Below are 24,219 nucleotides of genomic sequence, written 5' to 3'. Positions count from 1 at the left end.
GTTAGCTCCCCTGGCCCGTCGATACCGGAACGGTCCGAGTCGTGACATCGACGCCGAGAACACGGCTCGCCAGATTCGCCGCCAGGGTCTCGACCGACGCCTGGAGGTCGGAGGTCAAGTCCCTGGACTGTCGCGTCAGCTCCTCGTTTGCCTGCTGGAGCAGAGTCGACACCTCGGTGTGGGCGCGGGTCCGCGCCTCCTCGACGATCTGACGTCCCTCGGCGCGGGCTTCCTCACGGACATTCGTCGCCTCGCGGCGAGCGTTCGCCATCACCTCGCGGTAGTCGGCTTCGGCGGCAGCCCGCAGCTGGGCTGCCCGCCTGTTGTCCTCAGTCGTCTTGTGCACCATCGCTTCGCGCTCGTGCAGCACCTTGGAAATCGGTGGCACGACCCACTTCGCGATCACGCCGAGCACGATCAGGAAGATGAGCAGCACGAAGAAGAAAGTGCCGTTGGGGATGAGGAAGTTGCTTTGTCCGCCTTCCTCTGCCGCCAACAGAACGACGTTCGAGTCAGCCATGGCCGGGATTAACCGCCGACCGGGGTGGCGAAGACGAACAGCGCCATGAACGCCAGGTTGATGAAGTACGCCGCCTCGACCAGACCCACCGTGATGAAGAACGGAGTGAAAAGTCGGCCCTGCGCCTCGGGCTGCCGAGCGATGCCGGCGATCAGCGCGTTACCCGCGATGCCGTCACCGATACCGGCACCGATTGCGCCGCCGGCCATGATCAGTCCACCGCCGATGAGCGCGCCGGCAGCGATAGTGGGATCCATTCCTTATCCTCCTTGATAACTGGTAGCTGTCCTACCAGGTTGTGGGTCCTGCTTGTTCGGTTGGCTTGTTCGGTCTGGCTAGTGGTGGTCTTCTTCGAGTTCCATCGACTGGCTGAAGTACAAGATCGTCAACAGCGCGAAGATGAAGGCCTGGATCGCGCCGACGAACAAGTCGAAGCTCTTCCAGATCGCGTTCGGCAACCACATGATGTACGGCGGGAACAGCGCGATCAGCGCGACCAGGATGCCGCCGGCGAAGATGTTTCCGAAGAGTCGCAGAGACAGCGAGACCGGCTTGGCGATCTCCTCGACGAGGTTGATCGGAGCCAGGATCGTGACGTGGCCCTTGAGCACCCGCCACGGGTGGCCGAGCGGACCGCGACGCCAGAACCCGGCGGCGTGGTACGCGATGAACACGAACAACGCCAACGCCAGCACGAAGTTGATGTCGGATGCCGGGGGCTTGAGCAGCTCGTGGATCGCGCCGCTGGAGTCGGTGTATTGCACCGGCAGCACCGACAGCCAGTTGGCAATTAAGATGAAAACGAACAACGTCACGGCGAGCGGCAGGACGAACGGGGCGATCTTCATGCCGATCGCAGCCTCGACCTGGTTGCGCGTCTGCACCGTGATGGCTTCCCAGAACAGCTGCACGCCAGAGGGAACGCCGCTCGAGGTGACCTTCGCCCGCAGGTAGAAGGCGAGGCCGAGCACGATCACCGCGGCGATGGCCGTGGCGAGCACGGTGTCGGTGTTCACCGTCAGCCCGAACCAGTGTGCCTCTGTGTGGTGGCCGACCTGGATTCCGGATTCGGCGGCCAGGATCGTGGTCTGAGCCGATTGGCCGGCGACATCAAATCCCGTCATTGCTGCGGAGCCTCTCCTTCGAGTCCGTCACCGGCACCTGCCTTGAGCTTCTTCATCACAGGCAATGCCGTGGAAATAACAAGCAATACCTGGAACAGCGCCATGCCAAACACCACTCCCAGACCCTGGGGCCGGAAGATGAAGGCGATGGTCAACCCGATGACCGTCATGATCAGCAGCCGGGTCGCGGAATTGAGCGCCATCTTGCGCTTGAGCGGATGTTCTTCGGCCGTAATGGAATCCACCGACCGCTGCACCAAAACGGCGTTGAGCAGACCGAGGCCGAGCCCGATACCGAAGAACACCCCTACCATCGGATGTTCGAGCAGGGCGGCGACGGCGGTCACGATGCCGGCAAAGACCAGGCAGATCACGAACAGGCGCAATGGCCGGAAGGCAACCGAGGGGAACACCAACGGCGCGTCCTGCGCTGGCGTCGTCACAACTTCACCTCAATCCGCGGTCACGGTGGCTGCCCCGATGATTTGCGTGCGTGGCGCCCTGAGCGTATCGGAGGGCGGTTGGCTCGCAGAAATCACCCACGGGGCAGCTCCCTTTGTCGGTCGTGGTTCCGTGCCGATCGGTCGTGAACCGATGGCCCGGGGGCCGGCAACCCGCGAGGTTTTTTCGGGTTCTGAATGCACCCTAACACATGGTGGGAGGCATAAAAGGGGGTCTACTACTTTTCGTCGTACATTGGCTGAAATTGGCCGTTTCGACGGCGCAGAAGGGGAATCAAGGTCACCACGACGGCGACCAGAATCGCGGCCAACATGACCGCTCCGCTGTAACGCGGATCGAAGAAGATCGTGCTGGCCGCGCCGAAGCAGACGATGCTCACCCACAGATAGATCACCAGGACGACCCGCCGGTGCGAATGACCGATCTGCAGCAATCGGTGATGCAAGTGCATCTTGTCCGGTGTCGTGAAGTGCACCCCCGCCCTGGTGCGCCGGATGATCGCCAGCAGTGTGTCGAGCGCCGGTACGAACATCACCGCGACAACGAGCAGGAACGGCGACAGCAGTGCGAACACGTCGCGCACCCCGTACGCAGTCTGCGAGATGGGCCCGGCGGCCGTGGTCGAGGCCGCCGCAAGCATCAGGCCGATCAGCATCGAACCGGAGTCGCCCATGAAGATCTTGGCCGGGTGGAAGTTGTGCGGCAGGAAGCCGAGGCACACACCGGCCAGCACAACCGAGATGACGGCGGGCGGGTAGAACAGCACGTCGCCACCGTGATCGCGCAGCAGCCCGACCGAGAAGATGCAGATCGCGGATGCGGTGATCAACCCGAGCCCGGCGGCGAGCCCGTCGAGACCGTCGATGAAGTTCATCGCGTTGACGATCGACACCGTCAGCGCCAGCGTCAACAGGATCGACGACACCTGATCGAGGACGATCGTGCCGACGCCGCCGATCGGGATGTAGAGCACGCTCCACGCCACACCCATGGTGACGAGGACGCTCGCCGCGGTGATCTGGCCCGCGAACTTGGTCAGCGAGTCCAAACCCCAACGGTCGTCGATCAAGCCGACGACCATGATCAGGCCGCCGGCTACGACCACCGCGGGCATGCCGCTCGAATAGACGAAACCCCGCGTCAGCGCCGGCAACTGGGACGCGAGCAGCACAGCGAACGCGACGCCGATGTACATCGCGAGCCCGCCCATCCGTGGAATGGGTTGCGCGTGCACGTCGCGGTCGCGCGGGATCGCGACCGCACCAAGGCGACGCGCGAGGACCCGGACCCACCCGGTGGCGAAGTACGTGATGATCGCCGCCGTCAGGCCGACCAGCGCGAGCTCCCGGATCGGTACACCCGCACCGCGATCGTTGAGTGCCAGCAGCGTGTCGGTGGCGTAGACCACCGGTGAACCGTACTGCACGAAAGTCAATCTCAGCCCGTCAAAGTCGTCGGGTCCACACCGAGCACGCCGGCGATCGCCTCCACGCTGACCGGACCCTGGCGCAGCACGCGCGGATCCGCACCGGTGAGGTCGACGATCGTCGACGCCGCCTGTTGCTCGGAGGGTCCCGCTTCGAGATACACCTCGACCTGTTCGCCGAGTTGTTCGCGCGCCGCTTCGGCGGTGACCGCCGGCGGGCGCCCGGAGACGTTGGCACTGGAGACCGCCATGGGGCCGACCGCTCGCAGCAGTTCGATCGCCACCGGGTGTAACGGCATGCGCAGCATCACGGTTCCGTGCGCGTCGCCGAGGTCCCAATGCAGAGACGGCGCCTGGCGTACGACGAGGCTCAGTGCGCCCGGCCAGAAGGCGCGGATGAGTTCGCGGGCACTGCTCGGCACGTTGAACACCAGGCCTTCGATCGTGTGCCACGAACCGACGAGGACGGGCACGGGCATGTCGCGGCCGCGACCCTTAGCGGCGAGCAGGGCGGCGACTGCTTCGCTGTCGAACGCATCAGCGCCGATGCCGTAGACGGTGTCGGTCGGCAGGACGACGAGGCGCCCGCCCTTGAGCGCGCTGATCGCCGACGCGATGCCCCTCTCACGTTGGTCGGCGTCGGAGCAGTCGAACACCTGACTCATGCCGCGGGTCCTCCTTCGGGGCTCCTCCGTGCGGTCACGAACCGCGGCCGCCCGGCGAGATCGCGCCGGGCGATGATGTCGTCGAAATGCCCTGACCGGCGGAACACCTCGACGGTGCGGTCCGAGGTCGTGTCGTCGTGCTCGACGGCGAGCAACCCTCCGGCGCGCAGCCACCGCGCCGCGAGATCGGCGATCGCCTCGATCACGCGCATGCCGTCCGGTCCCCCGAACAACGCGTGGGGCGGATCATGTTCGGCCACTTCGGGTTCCAGCTGGGAACCGTCGGGGATGTAGGGCGGGTTCGCGACGACGAGGTCGACCGACCCGTCTAGGTCGGGCAGCAGCCCGGGCTGGGTCACATCCGCGTGGACGATCTCGACGGCCGCCCCGGCGAGGTTGCGCCGCGTGTAGTCGAGTGCGGCCGCGGAGTCCTCGACGGCGACGATGCGTGCGTGGGACCAGCTGGTCGACAGCGCCAACGCCAGCGCTCCGCTGCCCGTACACAGGTCGACGATCACGGGAACGTCGGGCAGTTTCTGCGCCACTGCCCATTCCAGTAGGGCCTCGGTCTCGGGCCGCGGGATGAACACACCGGGACCGACAGCCACCTCTACCGGCCCGAACGGTGCGGTGCCGACGAGGTGCTGCAGCGGGACCCGGCGGGCGCGACGGGCGATGAGCTCGTCGTAGCGGTCAGGGAATTCGGGCCCGGCCTCGACGAGGCGGAGGCGGCCGCGGTCGATGCCCAGCGCGTGCGCGGCCAGCAGTTCGGCGTCGACGCGCGGCGCCGCGACGCCCGCCTCGGCCAGAACCGCCGCCGCGGCGTCGATGAGCCGACTCAACGGCGTGGACGCCGGCGCCGGGCTGGGCCGGGTCATGTGGCCTGCAGTCTCGCCTGTTTGTCGGCGGCGGCCAGCGCGTCGAACAGGTCATCGAGGTCGCCGTCGAGCACCTGGTCGAGGTTGTGCGCCTTGAAGTTGATCCGATGGTCGGCGATCCGGTTCTCCGGGAAGTTGTAGGTGCGGATCCGCTCGCTGCGGTCGACGGTGCGGATCTGGCTGGCGCGGTCGGCCGAGGCGTCGGCCTGCGCCTGCTCTTCGGCGAGCGCCTGCAGCCGCGCCGCGAGCACCTGCATCGCGCGGGCCTTGTTTTGCAGCTGGGAACGCTCGTTCTGACAGGTCACGACGATGCCCGTGGGCAGGTGGGTGATGCGCACCGCGGAGTCCGTGGTGTTGACACCCTGACCACCCTTGCCCGAGGACCGGTAAACGTCGATGCGCAGATCCGACTCGTCGATCTGCACCTCTTCGACCTCTTCGGGTTCCGGGTAGACGAGCACGCCGGCCGCCGACGTGTGCACGCGGCCCTGGGATTCGGTGACCGGAACGCGTTGCACCCGGTGCACGCCGCCCTCGTATTTCAAGCGCGACCACACGCCGTCGGCGGAGGTTCCCTTCTGCCTGATCGACAGCGTCGCGTCCTTGTAGCCGCCGAGGTCGGAGAAGGTCTCGTCGAGCACGGTGACGGTCCAGCCGTGGCGTTCGGCGTACCGGATGTACATCCTGGCCAGATCCGCGGCGAACAGCGCCGATTCCTCGCCGCCCTCCCCCGATTTGACCTCGAGGACGATGTCGTCGGCGTCGTGCGGATCGCGGGGCGCCAGCAGATCGGTCAGCTGGGTGTCGAGTTGTTCGACGGTGGCCTCGAGCTCGTCGACCTCGGCCGCGAACGACGGGTCGTCGGCCGCCAGCTCGCGCGCTGCGTCCAGGTCGCCGCGGGCGGCCTCGAGCTTCCGGTACGTCGAGACGATCGGCGACACCTGCGCGAAGCGCCTGCCCACCTTGCGTGCCCGGCCGGCGTCGGCGTGCAGCTCCGGGTCGCTGAGTTGGCGTTCGAGGTCGGCATGCTCGGCCAGCAGCGCGTCGATCGCGCCCGGCTGGGCCGGTGATTCAGCGCGAGCCATGTCGACCTCCTCTTCGTGACCCCTCGTGAACGCAAACCGGCGCCCGGCCTGGCCGCTGATGCGGCAGATCGGGCGCCGGAAGGGAAGCTACTTGTCCGCTGAGCCTTTGTCGGCCTTGTCCGCGGCCTTGCGCTTGCCGTAGCGCTTCTCGAAGCGGGCCACGCGGCCGCCGCTGTCGAGGATCTTCTGCTTGCCGGTGTAGAAGGGATGGCACTGCGAGCAGACCTCGACGTGGATCTGTCCGCTCTGCTTCGTGCTCCGCGTGGTGAACGTGTTGCCGCAGCCGCAGTGCACGGTGGTCTCTACGTAATCAGGGTGAATACCCGTTTTCATGGTTTCCTCTTCGATCGTGGCCCCGGGTCGCCCCTCTGTGTCGGAGATGACGGGCGTGAACCGGAACCGAGGGTCAGCGGTCCATTATGCCAGCTCAACCGCCAAGTGCCTAAACGCGTGCGCAGTGGCCGGTATTCCACAGCGCCCCCAGCCGCGGTGGGTGGACTGTCACTGGTGCGGGTGGTACCTGCCGCCGTCGCGCCGCCAGATCCGCCTGCCGTCGGGTGTGACACCGCGCGCGACCAGCTCGCGCTTGAGGATCTTGTTGGTCGCGGTGCTGGGCAGGTCGTCGGCGATCCACACGTAGCGGGGCCACGCCTTCGGCGAGAGGTCGCGTTGAGCGGCCAGGAACTCCTCGAACGTCTCCGGCTCGATTTCGGCGTCGTCTTGCAGCACGAGGGCGGCCATCACCTGATCGCCGACGAGTTCGTCGGGCACCGGATAGACCGCGACGCGGTTGACCGCCGGCAATCGCAGCAGGATCCGTTCGATGGGCGCGGTCGCGAGGTTCTCTCCGTCGACTCGCATCCAGTCGGCGGTGCGCCCGGCCAGATAGATGAACCCGGCGCCGTCGCGGTAGGCCAGGTCGCCCGACCAGTACATGCCGTGGCGCATCCGCTCATCGGTGGCGTCGCGGTCGTTGTAGTAGCCGCGGAACAGCCCGCTGCCGTCGGTGTTGACCAGTTCGCCGATCGCGACGTCGGCGTTGATCAGCGCGCCGTTCTCGTCGAACTCCGCGACCGGGCATTCGGTGACGGTGTCGCTGTTGTAGATCGCCACGCCCGGAAAGCCCTGTCCGATCGAACCTTTCGGGGTGTCCGGGGTGCGGGTGATGATCACCGCGTTCTCGGTCGAGCCGAAACCGTCGTCGACGGTGACGTCGAAGCGCCTGCCGAACTCCTCGATGTCGCGGTCGGTGGCCTCGTTACCGAACGCGACGCGCAGCGGGTTGTCGCGGTCGTCGGGCTGCTCGGGTGTCGCGAGCACGTAGGCCAGCGGTTTGCCGACGTAGTTCATGTAGGTCACGCCGTGGCGCCGGATGTCGGGCAGGAACCGCGACGCGGAGAACTTCGCCGGCACCATCGCCGCTCCGGCGACGAGCGCGGGTGCCCAGCCGCCCACCACCGCGTTGGAGTGGAACATCGGCATCGAGAGGTAGCAGACGTCGTTCTCGGTGAGCTCGAACCTCTCGGCCAGCGCGTTGCCCGCGAACAACACCATCAGGTGGGCGACCTGGACCGCCTTGGGGTCGCCGCTGGTGCCCGAGGTGAAGATCATCATGAACGTGTCGTCGACCGCGACCTGCCTGTGCGGGGCGAACGCCGAAGCGCCGGCGAGGAAGTCGGCCCATCCGGTGCTCGACGTGTCGAACACCGTGACGCCCGGCAGATCCAAGCCGTCGAGCAAGGAGCGATGCTCGGCATCGGTGATCAGGAACTGGCAGTCCACCTTGATCACGTCGCGCGCGAGCGCCTCACCGCGTCGGGTGGTGTTGATGCCGCACACGACGTAGCCGCCGAGTCCGGCTGCCGCGAGCGCGATCAGCATGTCGGGAGTGTTTCCGAGGAGCACGCCGACGTGCAGGGGTCGGTCCGGATCGGCGGCCGCGATCAGTGCGGCGGCCTGCGTCTTGGCCTCGTCCACGTATTGGCGGTAGGTCCAGGTGCGGTGTCCGTGCCGAATGGCGATGGTGTCGCGATCGGCGCGCTCGTTGAGCAACTGCTGAAGTGTGTCCGCCATGGCTCACCTCTCGACCGTGAACAGATTTGCGAATGTGTCTACCATGACACAATGCTCCGACCGGCCCATTGGCGGGCGAGTTTGATGGAGGAGTCCACCTGGTAACGAGCGGCGCCGCCACCAAGAACGTCCGCGATCGTCTGATCGACGCGGCCGAGACATGCCTGCGCGCCAAAGGAATTCGTGCGACCACCGTATCCGAGGTGGCCGAGACCGCCGGCGTCTCCCGCGGCTGGCTGTACCGCCACTTCCCCGACAAGGTGTCCCTGCTGGGCGCAGCGATCGTCAGGCTCAACGACGCCTACTGGTCCGAAGCACACGCGATGCTCGAACGCGTGGAAGGCCTCGATCGGCAGATCGCAGCCGGCATTCTGCACGGGCGCACGGCATACGACGACCCGGGCGCCCTGCTGATGAAGCTGCGCATCGACGAGCCGGAGGAATTCGCCGCCTGCGCGGGCGCCGGCGTCCAGGGCCTGGTGCCCGACCTGGCCGATTTCTGGTCGCGCTACCTGGTCGCCGCGCGCGAGTCAGGCGAGATCCACCCCGACACGGATATCACTGAGGCATCGGAATGGCTTGCCCGCGTGTTGATCTCGCTTGCCACGGTGCCTGGTAAGACACTCGATCCCAGCGACGGCGACGCGGTGCTTCGGCACCTGCGCCGCTATGTCATGCCGGGGTTGAGCGCCGATCCCTACCAGTGAGTGGCTTCGGTGCGCTAACACTCGCTGAGCGACTGCTAGCGCACCGAAATCGCTGAGATCTAGTCGGCGTCCATCGAGCCCGGCGCGGTCTTGGAGACCTGCACCAGGAACTCGTAATTGTTCTTGGTCTTGCGCAGCTGGCTCATCAACAGGTCGATGGCCTGATGCGGGTCCAGCCCGGACAGCACACGACGCAGCTTGTGCACGATCGCGAACTCGTCCGGCGAGAGCAACAACTCGTCCTTACGGGTGCCGGAGGGGTTCACGTCGACGGCCGGGAAGACGCGCCGCTCGGCGATCTTGCGGTCGAGCTTGAGCTCGGCGTTGCCGGTGCCCTTGAACTCCTCGAAGATCACCGTGTCACCGGTCGACCCGGTCTCCACCATCGCGGTGGCGACAATCGTCAGCGAGCCGCCCTCTTCGATGTTGCGGGCTGCGCCGAGGAACCGCTTCGGCGGATACAGCGCAGTCGAGTCCACACCACCGGACAGGATGCGACCCGACGCCGGCGACGCGTTGTTGTACGCGCGGCCGAGGCGGGTGATCGAGTCGAGCAGCACGACGACATCCTTACCCTGCTCGACGAGCCGCTTGGCCCGCTCGATCGCCAGCTCGGCGGCCTGGGTGTGGTCGGACGGCGGCCGGTCGAACGTCGAGGCGATGACCTCGCCCTTGACCGAGCGCTGCATGTCGGTCACCTCTTCCGGACGCTCGTCGACGAGCACCACCATCAGGTGGCATTCCGGATTGTTGGTGGTGATCGCGTTCGCGATGTCCTGGAGGATCGTGGTCTTACCGGCCTTCGGCGGCGACACGATCAACGCGCGCTGCCCCTTGCCGATCGGCATGATCAGGTCGATGACGCGGGTGGTGAGCTTTTCGGTCGTCGTCTCCAGGCGCAGCCGCTGATTCGGGTAAAGCGGTGTGAGCTTGTTGAACTCCGGTCGCTTCTTGGCCTCGTCGACGGGCTTGCCGTTGACGGTGTCGAGACGCACCAGCGGGTTGAACTTCTGCCGCTGGTTGGTCTGCTCGCCGTCCTTGGGCACGCGCACGGCACCGGTCACGGCGTCGCCGCGACGCAGACCGTTCTTGCGCACCATGTTCATCGAGACGTACACATCGTTGGGTCCGGCCAGATAGCCGGAGGTGCGGACGAACGCGTAGTTGTCGAGCACGTCGAGGATGCCCGCGACGGGCTGAACGACGTCGTCCTCGCGCAGTTCGGTGTCGCGGTCCCCACCGCCGTCTCCGCCACGCTCACGGCGCCTGCGGTCCCGAAATCGTCGACCCCGACGACCGCCGCGGCCTTCGCCGTCGTCGTCACTGTTGTTGCCGCTGTTGCCGCCGCCGCGATTCTGGCCACCCTGCTGGTCGCCTTGCTGCTGATCGCCCTCGGACTTGGCGTCCGACTTGTTGGGCTGATCGTTCTGGCGCTCGTTGGACTTGGTGTCCTGAGCGGCGTTGTCGTTCTGGTTGCCCGAGCCGTCGGGTGCGCCGGTTCCGCGCGACGCGCCGCGACGCTCACGGCGCCGGGGCTGCTGTTCGGTGTCGGTGTTCGACGAGCGGTCGGAGTCGCCGGTCTCGGCCGACTCGGTCTTCGAAGCGTCCTTCGCGGGCTGGGCCTTCTTGGCCTCGTTCGTCGCCGGCGCCTCACCACCGGCGGACGACTGTCCGCGGCCGTTGGACTCGCCGCGCCGTTCCCGGATCGCGGCGACCAGTTCGCCCTTGCGCATGCCGGACGCGCCTTCGACGCCGATTTCCTTGGCCAGGGCGCGCAGCTCGGGCAGCACCATGGTCGACAGTGAGCCGGAACGATTGCCGGAGGCAACGTCCGCGGTCGGAGCGGTCTCCGCGGTCGGCGTGGCGTTCGGCGAATCCGCCGCCGCAGACGTCGAGGTGTCTGAATTCACGGGGTTCGACAACTCGCTGCTATCGCTGCTGCCCCCAGCCGTGATCAGGTCCGTTTCAGTCACGGATTTCCTTTCTTTCCCTCGCAGACCGAGTCGTGCGGGGGTTCGGTGCGATCAGTCCATCCACTGAACGCATGGGCCCCACCATTGCCCCTGCAACGGTGATGGGCGGACTTCGCCGGTGTGCGGCGAACCGTCATCTACGAGAAGAATTGGTGGTGTCCTAGTGTCGGCGCAGGTAGAGACGCTGCGATTGCCGGACGACAGCGAGAATATCCCGCATCGGGACGGGAAGCAAGAAAGACATGTGTGTCGTGTTGCTCCTGTGATTGCTGTTCTCGCGCGATCAGCTCCGAACCGCCGCGCCCGACGTCCACGTGACGCCCTCACCCACGGCCATATCTTTGACGGTGAATCCATTCGCGATGCCGAACTCCATGGCTTCCGTGGGCAGCTCCGCTGACGTGCTCAACGCGAGCACCGAAGGCCCGGCCCCGGACAGCACCGCTGCCACTCCACAACGCCGCAATACCTGCAGGTATTCCGCGGAACCCGGCATCGCCGACGCCCGTTGCGGTTGATGCAGCACATCCTCGGTGGCCGGCATCAACAGGTCGGGCCGCGCCGTAAGGGCGACGACCATCAGGGCCGCCCGGCTCAGGTTGAACCGCGCGTCGGCGTGGCTGACCTTCTCGGGCAGCAGCACGCGGGTCTCGGCGGTCGACGACCGCTCGTCGGGAATCGCGGCGAACAGGCGGATATCGGGGTGCACCCGGATCGGAGCGGCTTCGTACCGGGGCGCGGACTCCTCCCCCGCGGTCCACGACACCACCCCACCACCGAGCACCGCGGCCGAAGCGTTGTCAGGATGACCCTCGAACTCCGAGGACAGCTGGACCAGGTCGCGTTCAGACAGAAGCGCCGAATGCGCCTGTGCCACAAGGCCATTGACCACCGAGAGCCCGCTGACCACCGCTGCGGCCGACGAGCCGAGCCCTCGCGAGTGCGGGATGTCATTGCGGCAGCGCACCGTCATACCCGGGACGCTGATGTTCAACGCTTGTAGCGCTCGCCGGATGGCCCGAACCACCAGATGTGTCTCGTCCAGCGGAACCTGGCCCGCGCCCTCGCCTTCGACCTCGACCGTCAGGCCGGAATCGGTTGTCTCGACGACGATCTCGTCATACAGACTCAAGGCGATGCCCAGGCTGTCGAAGCCCGGGCCAAGGTTCGCGCTGGATGCCGCCACCACGGAGGTGGCCCTCAGTCCCGGGGGCAGTACGTGAGTCACCGGCTATTCCAGCCCCAGTTGCTCAACAACGGCCACCGGATCCACGGGCACCGCGATGACCGGCGGCATGCCCTTGAGAGCGGTGTCCGGATCCTTGAGCCCGTTGCCGGTCACCGTGCACACGACGGTCGAACCCTTCGCGACCCAACCATCTTCGATCGATTTGAGCAGACCCGCGATGCTGGCCGCCGACGCAGGCTCGACGAACACACCCTCGGTGCTGGCCACCAGGTGGTAGGCCGACAGGATCTCGTCGTCGGTGGCGGCCAGGAATCGACCGTCGGACTTCTTTTGCGCCTCCACGGCGGTGGCCCACGATGCGGGCGAGCCGATCCGGATGGCCGTCGCGATGGTCTCCGGGTTCTTGACCGGCTCACCGTGCACCAGCGGTGCCGCACCGGCCGCCTGCGTTCCCAGCATGCGCGGCAGACGATCCGAGACGCCGTCGCGGTGGTATTCGGTGTAGCCCTTCCAGTACGCGGTGATGTTGCCGGCGTTGCCGACCGGCAGCGAGTGCACATCGGGCGCGACGCCCAGCGCGTCGACGATCTCGAATGCCGCTGTCTTCTGTCCTTCGATCCGGTATGGGTTGACGGAGTTGACCAGCGACACGGTCGGGAAGTCGGCGGTGATCTTGCGGGCCAGTTCCAGGCAGTCGTCGAAATTGCCGTCGATCTGGATGATCTTGGCGCCGTGCATGACCGCTTGCGCCAGCTTGCCCATGGCGATCTTGCCCTGCGGCACCAGCACCGCGCAGGTGATGCCGGCCCGAGCGGCGTAGGCGGCGGCCGATGCCGATGTGTTGCCCGTCGACGCGCACAGCACCGCCTGCTGGCCGCGGCCCACGGCCTCGGTCACGGCCATGGTCATGCCGCGGTCCTTGAACGAGCCGGTCGGGTTGAGTCCCTCGATCTTGAGATGCACTGTGCAGCCGGTCAGTTCGGACAGTCCGGGGGCTGGCAGCAGCGGAGTGCCGCCCTCGCGCAGGGTGATTGGTGTCCAATTGTCCTGGACCGGGAGACGGTCCCGGTATGCGGCGATCAGCCCGGGCCAGGGCTGGTGCACCGTCTGCGCTGAGGCGCTCATTCGGTCGTTCCTTCCATGCGCAGCACGCTGTTGATGCTCTGCACAGCGTCGAGGTCGGCCAGCGCCCCCACGGTCTCCGACAGTGCGGCGTCGGTGGCTTGGTGGGTCACCACAACGACGCGAGCACCGCAACGCTGCCCGGCTTCGTCGACCATGCCTTCCTGCCGAACCTGGGCGATGCTGACGTCGCGCTTACCGAACTCGTCGGCCACGGCGGACAACACGCCGGCCCGGTCGGCGACATTCATGTTCACGTAGTACCGGGTCGGGATCAGGCCGATCGGGGCAACTGGCAGCTTGGCGTACTTGGACTCGCGCGGGCCGCGACCGCCCTGCACACGGTTGCGCGCCGCCATCACGACATCACCCATGACCGCCGAGGCCGTGGGCGCGCCACCCGCGCCCTGACCGTAGAACATCAGGCGGCCCGCGGCTTCCGCCTCGACGACCACCGCGTTGAACGCACCGTTGACTGCGGCGAGCGGATGATCCAGCGGAACCAGTGCGGGGTACACCCGCGCCGAAACCCGTTGTTGTCCCTGATCGCCGGTCAGCCGCTCGCAGATGGCCAACAGCTTGATGGTGCAGCCGAGCGCCTTGGCGGATTCGAAGTCGGTGCCGCTGACTTTGGTGATGCCTTCGCGATAGACGTCATTGGCGGTGACCCGGGTGTGGAACGCGATCGAGGCCAGGATCGCGGCTTTCGCCGCGGCGTCGTATCCCTCGACGTCGGCGGTCGGGTCCGCCTCGGCGTAACCGAGGGCGCTCGCGTCGGCCAAGGCACTGGTGTAGTCAGCGCCGGTGCTGTCCATTTCCGAGAGGATGTAATTGGTGGTGCCGTTGACGATTCCTGCCACGCGGCGCACCGAATCCCCTGCCAGCGACTGGGTCAACGGTCGGATCACGGGAATTGCTCCCGCAACGGCGGCCTCGAAATACAGATCAACACGAGCGTTTTCGGCTGCCTGGGCCAATTCTCCCGTCGACACCGCCATCAACGCCTTGTTAGCCGTGACCACGGACTTGCCCTGCTCCAGCGCCGTCAGGATGGCTTTGCGCGCCGGTTCGACCGGGCCCATCAACTCGACGACGATGTCGACGTCGTCGCGGGAAACGAGCTCCTCGATGTTGTCGGACAGTTTGTCGACGGCGATTCCCCGATCCTCGGCCACCCGACGGACGCCGACGCCCCGGAGCACCAGCGGAGCGCCGATCCGTGCGGCCAGGTCCTCGGCGCTCTCCTCGATGATGCGCACAACCTGGCTACCGACGTTCCCATAACCGAGGACCGCTACGCCGATGGGCTTTTCAGGGTTAGTCATCTTTATCTCACTTCCAGACTCAGCAGGTCGTCGACCGTCTCCCGGCGCAAGATCAGGCGGGCTCGACCGGCCCGCACGGCCACCACGGCAGGACGACCGATCAGGTTGTAACGGCTCGACATCGAATAGCAGTAGGCGCCCGTCGCCGCGACCCCCAATAGGTCGCCGGGGCGGATGTCATCGGGAACCCACGTGTCGCGTACAACAATATCGCCGCTCTCACAATGTTTTCCGACGACACGCGCAATCTCCGGCGCGGCATCGGTCTGCCGCGATATCAGGCGGACGTCGTATTCCGCGCCGTAGAGCGAGGTGCGGATGTTGTCGCTCATACCGCCGTCCACGCTGACGTACCGCCGGTGCGCGGTCGCGCTGACGTCGACGTCCTTGACGGTGCCGACCTCGTAGAGCGTGATCGTCCCGGGACCGGCGATGGCGCGGCCCGGCTCGACCACCAGCCGCGGAGTGGGCAGCCCGACGGCAGCCGACTCGTCGCGAACGATCGCGGTGAGCTTGGCCGCCAGATCGGCGATGGGTGGCGGATCATCCTGCGGCAGATAGGAGATGCCCAGGCCGCCGCCGAGGTCGACGATCGACATCTGCGAGGTCTTGTCGACACCGAACTCGGCGACGACATCGCGCAGCAGGCCGATCACCCGGTGCGCAGCGGTTTCGAAGCCCGCGACGTCGAAGATCTGGGAGCCGATGTGGCTGTGCAGACCCTTGAGCCGAAGATGATCGGTTTCGAACACCCGGCGCACGGCATCCATGGCGGCGCCGGATGCCAGTGACAGCCCGAACTTCTGGTCTTCGTGCGCGGTGGAGATGAACTCGTGCGTGTGGGCCTCGACGCCGACCGTGACCCGGACCAGGACGTCCTGGACCACGCCAGCGGCGCCGGCGATCTCGTCGAGGCGGTCGATCTCGATCATCGAGTCGACCACGACGTGCTCGATACCGGCCTTGACGGCGGCGGTCAGCTCGGCGACCGATTTGTTGTTGCCGTGCAGGGCGATTCGCTCGGCGGGAAAGCCGCCGGCCAGCGCGACGGCCATCTCACCGCCGCTGGCCACGTCGAGCGAGAGGCCCTCCTCGGCGATCCAGCGGGCGACCTCGGTGCACATGAACGCCTTGGCGGCGTAGCGCACGTTCTCACCGCCACCGAACGCGGCGGCGATCTCGCGGCAGCGCGACCGGAAATCGTCCTCGTCGACCACGAACGTCGGGGTCCCGAACTCCGCGGCGATGTCGGTCACGGGCACTCCGCCGATCGACACCACGCCGTCGGCGTCGCGGGCGGTGCTGCGCGGCCAGACGTTCGGCGCGAGCAGGAGCAGCTCGGACGGTGACTGCGGGCGCGGTGGGGCACCGGCGTGGTGCACCTCTTCGGCGTGCCGGGGTCCGGCGGGATGGGCGATCACATGCGCTCCGGAGCGGAAACGCCGAGGATGCCAAGCCCGTTCGCGATCACCTGGCGGGTGGCTTGGCACAGGGCCAGACGTGCGCCGTGCAGTTCGTTGGGCGACTCGTCACCTTGGGGCAGCACGCGGCACGAGTCGTAGAACCGGTGATAGTCACCCGCCAGGTCCTCGAGGTATCGCGAGACGCGGTGCGGTTCGCGAAGTGCCGCAGCCGTTTTGAGCACGCGTGGGAACTCGCCGATGTTGCGGATCAGCGTGCCTTCCTTGTCGTGGGTCAGCAGTTGCAGGTTGTCGGCGTTGGGCACGACACCGAGTTCGGCGGCGTTGCGGGCCAGGGCGGACAGCCGTGCGTGTGCGTATTGCACGTAGTAGACCGGGTTTTCGTTCGATGCCGACGACCACAGCTCGAGGTCGATGTCGATCGGGCTGTCGACCGACGAGCGGATCAGCGAGTACCGGGCGGCGTCCACGCCGATCGCCTCGACCAGGTCGTCGAGGGTGATCACGGTGCCGGCCCGCTTGCTCATCCGGACGGGTTGACCGTCGCGCACGAGGTTGACCATCTGGCCGATGAGCACCTCTACCGTGGCCGGGTCCTCCCCCAGCGCGGCCGCTACTGCCTTGAGGCGGGCGATGTAGCCGTGGTGGTCGGCGCCCAGCATGTAGATGCACAGGTCGAATCCGCGCTGGCGCTTGTCGAGGTAGTAGGCGATGTCGGCGGCGACGTAGGCCGGAGCGCCGTCGCTCTTGATGACGACGCGGTCCTTGTCGTCGCCGTAATCAGTGGTACGCAACCACGTTGCGCCGTCCTTCTCGTAGATGCTGCCCGCTTCGCGGAGCCGCACGATCGCCTGGTCGACGCGCCCGGAGGTGTGCATCGAGTCTTCGTGCGTGTAGACGTCGAAGTCGGTGCCGAAATCGTGCAGCGACTGCTTGATGTGGGCGAACATCAGGTCCACACCGATGGCGCGGAACGTCTCGTGCATCTGGTCGGCGGGAAGCCCCAGCGCATCGGGTTCCTTGGCGAGCACCTGCGCCGCGATGTCCTTGATGTAGTCGCCCGCGTAGCCGTCCTCGGGGGTCGGTTCACCCCTGGCGGCCGCGATCAGGGAATTGGTGAACCGGTCGATCTGTGCGCCGTGGTCGTTGAAGTAGTACTCGCGGGTGACCGCGGCGCCCTGGGTGGACAGCAGGCGGCCCAGGGCGTCGCCGACCGCGGCCCAGCGGGTGCCGCCGATGTGGATGGGCCCGGTCGGGTTGGCGGAGACGAATTCGAGGTTGATGTTCTGGCCCGCGAGCGCCTCCGAGTTGCCGTATGCCGCACCCGCCGCCAGGACGTCGGAGACGATCACGTTCTGCGCCGAGGCCTCGATGCGCAGGTTCACAAAACCCGGGCCCGCGACGTCCGCGGCGGCGATGCCGTCGGTGTCGGCCAGCGCCGCGGCCAGCCAGCCGGCCAGCTCGCGCGGGTTGGCGCCGACCTTCTTGCCCAGCTGAAGGGCGAGATTCGTGGCGTAGTCGCCGTGCTCGGGATTGCGGGGGCGTTCAACGGTGACGGTCTCCGGCAGCGCTGACGCGTCGAGTCCATGCTGGGCCAGCACCGCGGTGGCGGTGGTCTTGAGCAGGTCGGCCAGGTCGGCGGGGGTCACGAGGGTCCATCCTATGGTCTGGGTGGTCAGCCCCCGAATCCGTTTCCGATGATCTGGATGCGTTAGGCTGTGCAGGCCCAACGGCGCTGTTCGTTAACGCGCCCCCGTAGCTCAGGGGATAGAGCGTCTGCCTCCGGAGCAGAAGGCCGCAGGTTCGAATCCTGCCGGGGGCACCAGCATCAAATCGCGACTTCGAGAAATACTCGGATACTTCGCTAATCGGTCGGTTGCAAGCATCCGCTACCGGGGATAGACCCGTCAGCCGAGTCGACGGCCGTTACGGGATGCCTGGATGGACGTCGTAGGTCAGATCGGCATGCGATATCCGAAGTACTCGTGGTCCTCGTTATAGCCGCCGTGCCCCCATCCGATGTCGCCAATATCTGCCACGAACTCGACGGCCGAAACCCATTTGACCTGTTTGAAGCCAAGTTCGAGTTCATTGCGCACCCGCAACGGCGCGCCGTGGGCCTCGCTGAGCGGTTGGCCGTTCATCTCGTAGGCCAACATCGCCATCGGCGAGCGCATGTGCTCGATCTTGTGGCAGGCGTAGTACCTACCGGTGTTCGGTTCGGCGCCGTCGGCGAAAGAGTAGAACACCACCCACCGCGCCGTAGGAAGCGGACGGACGATGTCGAGAAGGTCGCTCATGCCGACCCCGCCCCACTTGGCCACCCCCGACCAACCCTGAATGCAGTAATGCTGGGTGATCTGCTCCCGTTTCGGCATCGCCAGCAGGGTTTCATAGGACAAGCGCACCGGATTCTCGACGAGCCCTTCGACACGTAGGGAGTACTCCGACCATTCGGATCGCTGCAGCCGCCGGTAGTACTCGGAGTCTGGCAACCGACCGTTCATCCAGAAGTAGGGTGTGATGTCCTTTTCCTGGTAGCTGGCTCGCGAGGTCGTGCGTTCCATCAGATCCTTGGCCCAGCCGACGATGAACCGGCCGGTGCTCTGGACGAGCCTGGGGTACCGGATGGTCAGTGGAGTCGCGATGAGCCATAACAGCACCACCACCACAGCGGCTACCCCGACGATCGCCAGCGCCCAGTTTGAACGCGTATCGGTCCCCAAAGTGATGTGGTTCAGGTTCTGCACGGCGTCGGTGGCGAGCACCATGGTGACGTGGCAGACGATGAACAGCAGCATCCAACATAGGACGCCGAAGTGGACGGTGCGCGCCACCTGCCGGTTCAGCACACCACGGCCAGTGCCGAACCGCGCGGCCACGGCCGGCGCTTGGAGCAAGCCGGTGAGTAGGGCCAACGGCGCCGCAAAGAACACTGTGACGAAGTAGGCCAGGATTTGCAGGCCGTTGTACGTTGTGAAACCCGCGTTGGCCGGGAAATCGAGGGAGGCGTACTGCACCGCGGTGGACAACGCGTTCGGAAAGACGGTCCACGACTGCGGCACGAGCCGCTGCCACTGGCCCGTGCTGAACAGCAGCACGTAGAACACCACTCCGTTGAGCAACCACAACAGGTCAAAGCTGAAGTGCCACCAGCGCGCCAACCCGATCGAATGGCGGATCCCCGGTATCCCCAGCCACTTCGGAAGCGCAACGGCGTCATCTTTCGACGTCCACACCCGCGACGGGTTGCTCTTGTCCATCCGGTCGGGTGGAACCGGGCCGCGCATCCGAAACCATTCGGAACCCGGCCGACATCCTGAGTTCATGTACAACCGTGGGTGGTCGGCGAGTATCTGCAGCCCCGCACGGATGATGAACATCATGAACACGATGTTGAAGAAATGCTGCCAGCGCAGCCAGGCGGGGAAACCTGATGTTACCGCCGGTGCGTAAGTTGTTGCGGTACCCGGATACTCGATGATGAAGCGTTGCATCCAGTCGTACTGCCGCAACTGTCTTGCTACCAGGACGGCGATCACGATCCCGACGCAGCCCAGTAGCACCAACCATAAGCCGTTGACCCACCGCCGACCGAGCCGAAAGGACGGAACATTCGCGCGCACTTGCGGAATGCCACCGGCGAACTCACGTTCATCGACTCTTTCGAGGCTTGATGTCGGTCGAGCACGCGGATCGAGCAGCGCATCAAGTGGTTCGTTCGCGTTGAGCTCGTCAGCGCGGTGATCGTCGATGGTCATGTGGTGTCCTCCCGGAAGGTCAACACAACCTCACCAAACATCGACCGCCCCAACGCAATCGGTAGAATCAACACTTGTGTATAAGTCCGGTAGAGGATGCCGGTCACAGTATCCACGGGAAGTAGCCGTACATCGGATAGTTGTCGACGAACGGCGGGGAGTCGTTGATCTGTGCGTTACCGGGCGACATGCACATGCTTGCCACTCTGGTGGTGGTGCATCTCATCGGGGACGGCTGAATCTGTTGATTACCAACGAATTGAACGGAACTAGCTGTGGGCTCTGCCGTGGGTGCGGCCTGCGCCACCGGCGTTAAGACAACGGCCGCGACGGCTCCGGACGTGAAAAGAGCGGCGAGTGATCCAATCCTCATTACCTCTCACCTCCATGCTTATTGAGAGGGGTAATACCAAAGTAACTCTGCTGTATGTGAATTCGCTGTACTGCGCCTGAGTACGTTCATATACCAACGGATGACGAACCTGAGAAGCGAAGGCGCGTCTCGTGCTGCCCGTCGCGTAGATCGCGAGCGGCTGACTATACCGGCAGGCTGGTGCCGGTTTCCTTCTGGGCGAACTCCCACAACCTGCGGGCGTCGTCGTAATCGCACGCGACCGCGCCCCGACCGCTCAGCGTCGGCCCACCCTTCAATCCGTACCGGCTGTCGATCCCGACATAGCTGCCGGGCGGGATCGGCTCGGTGATGCAGTACAACGTCGGCGCGGCGCCCGCGTCGAGGTCGTTGGCGAGCACCCGCGCCACCGTCTTGACCACCCCGTGAAATGCGGCCATGACCGGCTTCTCGGAGACGTTCGACAGGTTGGACGCCACCCAACCGGGATGTGTCAGGAAGCTGCTGATCGGCGAATGGGCCTCACGCAGCCGGCGGTCGAGCTGGAGCCCCCACAGCATCACGGCCAACTTCGACCGGGCGTAGGCCGGGAACGCCGACCATTTGCTCGAGCGCAGATGCGGGTCATCGAAGTTGAACGTCGCCGACTTGTGCGCGTCGGAGCCCACGTTGATGATCTTCGAGCGCACCCGTGGAAATAGCAGGTTGGTCAACGCGAACGGTCCGAGGAAGTTGGTGCCGATCGTGATCTCGAAACCGTCGACGGTCTCGCGCCGGTTCTGCGCGACGAGGCCCGCGTTGTTGATGAGGATGTCGACGTCGCCCTCGAGCAATTCGGGAAAGGCGCGCACCGACGACTGATCGGCGAGGTCGAGTTTGAGCACCGACGTGTCTCCGCCCATCTCCGCCGCCCGCTGTGCCCCGAGTTCGAGGTTGCGCACGGCGAGGATCACGTGCGCGCCCGCACCGGCCAACGCCCGCGCCGTCGCCAACCCGACACCGTTCGTCGCGCCGGTGACGACGATCCGCTGTCCGCTCAGATTGCCCAGCCTGCTCGGCGACCAGTTCGTAGCCATCGCACGAGGTTAGCGACGACCCCGGCGCCGGCGATCGTTGACACGACACATCGGTGCTGGTTGTCTACTCGCCGATGACCGACTCCGCCCGCGAGATCGAGAATCTCGTCTACGCATACGCCGAGCGAATCGATGCCGGCGACCTCGAGGGTGTCGGCGCACTGTTCGCCAACGGGCGGATCAACGCCGTCGAGAACGGACCGCCGGACACGGTGTTCGAGGGTGCGAAGCGGGCACACGAGATGTTCGAGATGGCGGTGCGCCTCTACGACGACGGCACACCGAGGACCAAACACCTGACCACGAACGTCACCGTGCAGGTCGACGACGAGGCCGGTACCGCCCGCGGAAGCGCCTATTACTCCGTCACGCAGGCGACACCGGACCTACCACTGCAGGTCATCGTGACCGGCCGTTACCGCGATACATTCCATCGCATCGACGGCACGTGGTGGTTCGACACTCGCACCATCTTCATCGACCAGGTCGGCGACACCAGCCACCACCTGAAGTTCTAGCGACGGCGGCCCCGGGTCACCTCCACCACTTCCAGGGCTTGTCCCAATGTCCGGGCGGCGGAACTCCTGGGATATGGGCGATGTGCCCTGGCGGCGGGACTCCCGGGATATGAGCGATATGCCCCGGTGGTGGAACGATATGTCCCGGTCCTGGCGGATTCCACCAGTAGTCGTCAGCAACGGCCTGGCCCGCGCCGAGGTCTGCGGCGAATCCCAGCGCCCCGACCATCACAGCTCCGGCCGCCAACCTCTTCCATCCTGTCGTCATCGTGATTTCCTCTCGGCAATCTGCCCCCGCCGCTGCTACGAATGTTCGTATTGAAGTCCAACGCGACGCGACCCTCACGACTTCCCCGACAGGCCAATCCTGCCATCGCGGCTCATCGGGCGCCAACCGCCCTACGGAGCGAATTCGTTCACGACCTCGGCGACCTTGCGCAGCTGGTCGACGTCCGAACTCGTTGGAATCAGATGGATTTCGTCGGTGCCGATGTCCTGGAACCGACGTAAAACGTCGAGAAGTTCTTGTTCGGTGCCCGCCCACCCCGTCGTGGGCGCCATCGCGTCGACGATGTCGCCGGGGATCCAGTTCATGTACCGCCGCAAATGTCGATGTACTTGCTCGCGGGGCTGTCCACCCTCGCCGATCGCGAACCAAAACGACGTCGCCAGGTGCGGTGCCGGCTTGCCGGCCTCGGCCCAAGCGGTGCGGGCGACATCGAAGAGTTCGTTCTGGCGGTCGACGTCGAGATCGAGCGTCGTGCCTGCCAGCCCGTCCGCCCATCGGGCCGCGCTGCGGACGGTCTTCGGCCCGATCGTGCCGACCATCAGCTTGGGCCCGCCGGGCTGAACCGGCGCAGGACCGACCGGCAGGACGGATTCGGTGATCTTCTCCCCCGCCCAGACCCTGCGCATCACCGCGACACGATCGGCCATCCCCCGCATGGTCTGGCCGGCCGGGTCCGCGCCGACCGCGCGGTAGTCCTCTTCCCTGCCGCCCACGCCCAGACCGACCGTCAGCCGGCCGCCGCATAGCATGTCGCCGGTGGCCAGCGCCTTGGCCAGCATCACGGGATCGTGCAACTGCGGGACGACGACGGTGGTCACGAGCCGGACGCGCTCGGTCCACGCGGCGAGCGCCCCGAGCAACGTCAGCGAATGCGGGTTGTCGAACGCGATGCGCTCACCCCAGCAGAGCGCCGAGAACGGCCCTTCGTCGATCACGCGGGCCCAGGTCTCGAGCGTCTTCGCATCGAGGTCGACTTCCATGACCGGCATCGTCATTCCGATTTGCACGACGGCGATTCTGGCACGACTGGCAGCATGTGGGGCATGGCGATCACCACCACGTCCATCGCGCACCTCCGGCTCACGGTCACCGACATCGAACGGTCGCGGGAGTTCTACGAGTCGGTGTTCGGCTGGCGCGTGTTCATCGAGCTTCCGGAGGGCGCCGACGCGGCCACTCGCGAGGCGTTGAGCTTCCTGTACGGCGGCGTCATCTACGACCTCGGTGGCGTCCTGGTCGCTCTGCGGCCGGTGGGCACCGACACCTTCGACGAGGACCGCACCGGCCTCGACCACGTCGCGTTCCGGCTGAACAGCAAGGACGAACTCGATGCCGCCGAAAGCCATCTAGACGATCTCGGCATCGCCCACGAGCCCATCAAGGACATCGGCCCGATGTACATCCTGGAGTTCCGCGACCCGGACAACATCGCGCTGGAGCTGAGCGCCCCGAAGTAACCCTCAGGTGAGCCTGCCGATGATGTCGGCCACCGAACCCGGCTTCGCCTCGCGGAAGCCCGTTCCCGCCCACACGTTGACGCCGTGCGGGTCGCCCGCGCGCACGGCCGCCGCCCGCAACGGGCTGGTCAGGTAGTGCACCTCGGGGTAACCCAGCGGTGCCTCGTCGTCGTGGTCGTCGACGAACCGGTTGCGCAGCCCACGCGCGTAGCGGCCCGAGAATGCTTTCGTCACAACCGTTTCGGTGAAGGAATGGTCTTGCAGTGCGGCGCGATGCACGGCGCTGCTGCCGGCCTCGTCGGCGAGAAGAAACGCGGTGCCCAGTTGTGCGGCCACCGCACCGGCGCGCCGCACCCAGTCGATGTCATCGGCGTTCATCAAGCCTCCCGCGACGACGACGGGCACGTCGACGTCGGCAATCACCGAAGCCAGAAGCTCATCCAACGGAACGTCGGACGGCCGCGCGGTCGGGTCGAAGGTGCCGCGGTGCCCTCCCGCCGCGGGCCCCTGCACGGCCACCGCGTCCACGCCGCGCTCGACGGCCTGCCGAGCCTCGGCCAACGTCGTCACGGTGCCCACCGTCGTGATACCTGCCGCACGCAGGCGCTGTATCTCCTCGGCGCTGGGCAGGCCGAAGGTGAACGACGCCACCGCGGGCCTCAGATCGAGCAGAACGTCGAGCTTGCCCGCCCAGGCGTCGTCGTCGAACCGGGGCTCACCGAGCGCGGCGTCGTAACGTTCGGCGTCGGGGCCCAAAGCCGCGGCATAATCGGCAATCGCCTGGGGTGTGGCTGCA

The 24,219-nt window shown here is 66.2% G+C and carries 24 protein-coding genes and 1 tRNA gene; 4 read left to right on the top strand and 21 right to left on the bottom strand.

Annotated features, from left to right (window positions below; all coding sequences use genetic code 11):
* Nucleotide 1 precedes the first annotated feature (1 nt).
* The 10 genes from A5650_RS05075 to fadD1 form a co-directional block, all read right to left on the bottom strand.
* Entirely contained in the window at nucleotides 2–520 is a 519-nt protein-coding gene (locus A5650_RS05075; RefSeq protein ID WP_067088706.1) for a F0F1 ATP synthase subunit B, read from the bottom strand.
* A gap of 8 nt (nucleotides 521–528) precedes the next feature.
* A complete protein-coding gene (locus tag A5650_RS05070; protein ID WP_059100228.1) occupies nucleotides 529–777 on the bottom strand; it encodes a F0F1 ATP synthase subunit C in 249 nt (82 codons plus the stop codon).
* 78 nt (nucleotides 778–855) lie between these two features.
* A complete protein-coding gene (atpB, locus tag A5650_RS05065; RefSeq protein WP_067088703.1) occupies nucleotides 856–1,644 on the bottom strand; it encodes a F0F1 ATP synthase subunit A in 789 nt (262 codons plus the stop codon).
* The gene (locus tag A5650_RS05060; RefSeq protein ID WP_067286969.1) at nucleotides 1,641–2,087 is read right to left on the bottom strand and encodes an ATP synthase subunit I; all 447 of its coding nucleotides are present in this window, start codon (nucleotides 2,085–2,087) and stop codon (nucleotides 1,641–1,643) included. The genes atpB and A5650_RS05060 overlap by 4 nt, the downstream gene beginning before the upstream one ends.
* Before the next feature lie 236 nt (nucleotides 2,088–2,323).
* Nucleotides 2,324–3,541: a glycosyltransferase family 4 protein gene (locus A5650_RS05055; protein WP_197500678.1), complete on the bottom strand. Its 1,218-nt coding sequence runs from the start codon at nucleotides 3,539–3,541 to the stop codon at nucleotides 2,324–2,326.
* A 2-nt stretch (nucleotides 3,542–3,543) separates the two neighbouring features.
* Nucleotides 3,544–4,197 (bottom strand): L-threonylcarbamoyladenylate synthase, encoded by a 654-nt coding sequence (locus A5650_RS05050; RefSeq protein ID WP_067286967.1) that lies wholly within the window; start codon nucleotides 4,195–4,197, stop codon nucleotides 3,544–3,546.
* Nucleotides 4,194–5,075, bottom strand: coding sequence for a peptide chain release factor N(5)-glutamine methyltransferase (gene prmC, locus A5650_RS05045; RefSeq protein ID WP_067286965.1), 882 nt, complete (start codon nucleotides 5,073–5,075; stop codon nucleotides 4,194–4,196). Before prmC ends, A5650_RS05050 begins: the two co-directional genes overlap by 4 nt.
* Nucleotides 5,072–6,160: a peptide chain release factor 1 gene (gene prfA, locus A5650_RS05040; protein ID WP_067286962.1), complete on the bottom strand. Its 1,089-nt coding sequence runs from the start codon at nucleotides 6,158–6,160 to the stop codon at nucleotides 5,072–5,074. Before prfA ends, prmC begins: the two co-directional genes overlap by 4 nt.
* A gap of 87 nt (nucleotides 6,161–6,247) precedes the next feature.
* Nucleotides 6,248–6,493: a 50S ribosomal protein L31 gene (gene rpmE, locus A5650_RS05035; protein WP_067286961.1), complete on the bottom strand. Its 246-nt coding sequence runs from the start codon at nucleotides 6,491–6,493 to the stop codon at nucleotides 6,248–6,250.
* A 168-nt stretch (nucleotides 6,494–6,661) separates the two neighbouring features.
* A complete protein-coding gene (gene fadD1 / locus A5650_RS05030; RefSeq protein ID WP_067286959.1) occupies nucleotides 6,662–8,233 on the bottom strand; it encodes a fatty-acid--CoA ligase FadD1 in 1,572 nt (523 codons plus the stop codon).
* 68 nt (nucleotides 8,234–8,301) lie between these two features.
* Here fadD1 and A5650_RS05025 point away from each other — a divergent pair, with 68 nt between their 5' ends.
* Nucleotides 8,302–8,940: a TetR/AcrR family transcriptional regulator gene (locus A5650_RS05025; protein ID WP_231992543.1), complete on the top strand. Its 639-nt coding sequence runs from the start codon at nucleotides 8,302–8,304 to the stop codon at nucleotides 8,938–8,940.
* Nucleotides 8,941–8,999: 59 nt separating this feature from the next.
* Here the strand turns inward: A5650_RS05025 and rho are convergent, their stop codons facing one another.
* The 6 genes from rho to argS form a co-directional block, all read right to left on the bottom strand.
* Nucleotides 9,000–10,913: a transcription termination factor Rho gene (gene rho, locus A5650_RS05020; protein ID WP_067286956.1), complete on the bottom strand. Its 1,914-nt coding sequence runs from the start codon at nucleotides 10,911–10,913 to the stop codon at nucleotides 9,000–9,002.
* Between the two features lie 283 nt (nucleotides 10,914–11,196).
* Complete coding sequence (gene thrB, locus A5650_RS05015) at nucleotides 11,197–12,141, bottom strand: homoserine kinase (protein WP_067286953.1); 945 nt, start codon at nucleotides 12,139–12,141, stop codon at nucleotides 11,197–11,199.
* A gap of 3 nt (nucleotides 12,142–12,144) precedes the next feature.
* On the bottom strand, nucleotides 12,145–13,227 hold the full coding sequence (thrC, locus tag A5650_RS05010) for a threonine synthase (protein ID WP_067286950.1): 1,083 nt from the start codon (nucleotides 13,225–13,227) through the stop codon (nucleotides 12,145–12,147).
* Nucleotides 13,224–14,549, bottom strand: coding sequence for a homoserine dehydrogenase (locus tag A5650_RS05005; RefSeq protein WP_067286947.1), 1,326 nt, complete (start codon nucleotides 14,547–14,549; stop codon nucleotides 13,224–13,226). Before A5650_RS05005 ends, thrC begins: the two co-directional genes overlap by 4 nt.
* 2 nt (nucleotides 14,550–14,551) lie before the next feature.
* Entirely contained in the window at nucleotides 14,552–15,931 is a 1,380-nt protein-coding gene (gene lysA, locus A5650_RS05000) for a diaminopimelate decarboxylase (RefSeq protein ID WP_197501791.1), read from the bottom strand.
* Between the two features lie 35 nt (nucleotides 15,932–15,966).
* Nucleotides 15,967–17,619 (bottom strand): arginine--tRNA ligase, encoded by a 1,653-nt coding sequence (argS, locus tag A5650_RS04995; RefSeq protein ID WP_067286940.1) that lies wholly within the window; start codon nucleotides 17,617–17,619, stop codon nucleotides 15,967–15,969.
* Nucleotides 17,620–17,719: 100 nt separating this feature from the next.
* On the opposite strand from argS, the gene A5650_RS04990 reads away from it, so the two are divergent.
* A tRNA-Arg gene (locus A5650_RS04990) sits at nucleotides 17,720–17,795 on the top strand.
* 130 nt (nucleotides 17,796–17,925) lie between these two features.
* On the opposite strand, the gene A5650_RS04985 is transcribed toward A5650_RS04990, so the two are convergent.
* On the bottom strand, nucleotides 17,926–19,731 hold the full coding sequence (locus A5650_RS04985; protein ID WP_082950616.1) for a molybdopterin-dependent oxidoreductase: 1,806 nt from the start codon (nucleotides 19,729–19,731) through the stop codon (nucleotides 17,926–17,928).
* A gap of 537 nt (nucleotides 19,732–20,268) precedes the next feature.
* The gene (locus tag A5650_RS04980) at nucleotides 20,269–21,159 is read right to left on the bottom strand and encodes an SDR family NAD(P)-dependent oxidoreductase (RefSeq protein WP_067286937.1); all 891 of its coding nucleotides are present in this window, start codon (nucleotides 21,157–21,159) and stop codon (nucleotides 20,269–20,271) included.
* A gap of 74 nt (nucleotides 21,160–21,233) precedes the next feature.
* Between A5650_RS04980 and A5650_RS04975 the strand changes: the two genes are divergently transcribed.
* On the top strand, nucleotides 21,234–21,677 hold the full coding sequence (locus A5650_RS04975) for a nuclear transport factor 2 family protein (RefSeq protein WP_067286987.1): 444 nt from the start codon (nucleotides 21,234–21,236) through the stop codon (nucleotides 21,675–21,677).
* Between the two features lie 16 nt (nucleotides 21,678–21,693).
* Here A5650_RS04975 and A5650_RS26300 read toward each other — a convergent pair whose 3' ends face one another.
* Both A5650_RS26300 and A5650_RS04970 read right to left on the bottom strand, forming a co-directional pair.
* Nucleotides 21,694–21,945: a hypothetical protein gene (locus A5650_RS26300; RefSeq protein ID WP_082950615.1), complete on the bottom strand. Its 252-nt coding sequence runs from the start codon at nucleotides 21,943–21,945 to the stop codon at nucleotides 21,694–21,696.
* Between the two features lie 131 nt (nucleotides 21,946–22,076).
* Complete coding sequence (locus A5650_RS04970; protein WP_067286935.1) at nucleotides 22,077–22,961, bottom strand: LLM class flavin-dependent oxidoreductase; 885 nt, start codon at nucleotides 22,959–22,961, stop codon at nucleotides 22,077–22,079.
* A 48-nt stretch (nucleotides 22,962–23,009) separates the two neighbouring features.
* Here A5650_RS04970 and A5650_RS04965 point away from each other — a divergent pair, with 48 nt between their 5' ends.
* On the top strand, nucleotides 23,010–23,423 hold the full coding sequence (locus A5650_RS04965) for a VOC family protein (RefSeq protein WP_067286984.1): 414 nt from the start codon (nucleotides 23,010–23,012) through the stop codon (nucleotides 23,421–23,423).
* 3 nt (nucleotides 23,424–23,426) lie between these two features.
* Here A5650_RS04965 and A5650_RS04960 read toward each other — a convergent pair.
* Nucleotides 23,427–24,219, bottom strand: a 793-nt coding sequence (locus A5650_RS04960) for a nitronate monooxygenase (protein ID WP_067286932.1), incomplete at its 5' end; no start/stop codon positions are given.

Source organism: Mycobacterium sp. 1164985.4 (assembly GCF_001668575.1).
GTDB lineage: Bacteria > Actinomycetota > Actinomycetes > Mycobacteriales > Mycobacteriaceae > Mycobacterium.
The sequence above is the reverse complement of the archived record's forward strand: the minus strand, read 5'-3'. Positions and strand labels throughout refer to the sequence as shown.

Bases quoted from the DNA above. Each gene is read 5' to 3' on its own strand.
- A5650_RS05050 (WP_067286967.1), bottom strand. From the start codon at position 4,197: ATGAGTCAGGTGTTCGACTGCTCCGACGCCGACCAACGTGAGAGGGGC.
- A5650_RS04980 (WP_067286937.1), bottom strand. From the start codon at position 21,159: ATGGCTACGAACTGGTCGCCGAGCAGGCTGGGCAATCTGAGCGGACAG.
- prmC (WP_067286965.1), bottom strand. From the start codon at position 5,075: ATGACCCGGCCCAGCCCGGCGCCGGCGTCCACGCCGTTGAGTCGGCTC.
- A5650_RS05005 (WP_067286947.1), bottom strand. From the start codon at position 14,549: ATGACTAACCCTGAAAAGCCCATCGGCGTAGCGGTCCTCGGTTATGGG.
- rpmE (WP_067286961.1), bottom strand. From the start codon at position 6,493: ATGAAAACGGGTATTCACCCTGATTACGTAGAGACCACCGTGCACTGC.
- A5650_RS04975 (WP_067286987.1), top strand. From the start codon at position 21,234: ATGACCGACTCCGCCCGCGAGATCGAGAATCTCGTCTACGCATACGCC.
- A5650_RS05070 (WP_059100228.1), bottom strand. From the start codon at position 777: ATGGATCCCACTATCGCTGCCGGCGCGCTCATCGGCGGTGGACTGATC.
- A5650_RS04985 (WP_082950616.1), bottom strand. From the start codon at position 19,731: ATGACCATCGACGATCACCGCGCTGACGAGCTCAACGCGAACGAACCA.
- thrC (WP_067286950.1), bottom strand. From the start codon at position 13,227: ATGAGCGCCTCAGCGCAGACGGTGCACCAGCCCTGGCCCGGGCTGATC.
- A5650_RS26300 (WP_082950615.1), bottom strand. From the start codon at position 21,945: ATGACGACAGGATGGAAGAGGTTGGCGGCCGGAGCTGTGATGGTCGGG.
- fadD1 (WP_067286959.1), bottom strand. From the start codon at position 8,233: ATGGCGGACACACTTCAGCAGTTGCTCAACGAGCGCGCCGATCGCGAC.
- atpB (WP_067088703.1), bottom strand. From the start codon at position 1,644: ATGACGGGATTTGATGTCGCCGGCCAATCGGCTCAGACCACGATCCTG.
- A5650_RS05075 (WP_067088706.1), bottom strand. From the start codon at position 520: ATGGCTGACTCGAACGTCGTTCTGTTGGCGGCAGAGGAAGGCGGACAA.
- prfA (WP_067286962.1), bottom strand. From the start codon at position 6,160: ATGGCTCGCGCTGAATCACCGGCCCAGCCGGGCGCGATCGACGCGCTG.
- A5650_RS04970 (WP_067286935.1), bottom strand. From the start codon at position 22,961: ATGACGATGCCGGTCATGGAAGTCGACCTCGATGCGAAGACGCTCGAG.
- A5650_RS04965 (WP_067286984.1), top strand. From the start codon at position 23,010: ATGGCGATCACCACCACGTCCATCGCGCACCTCCGGCTCACGGTCACC.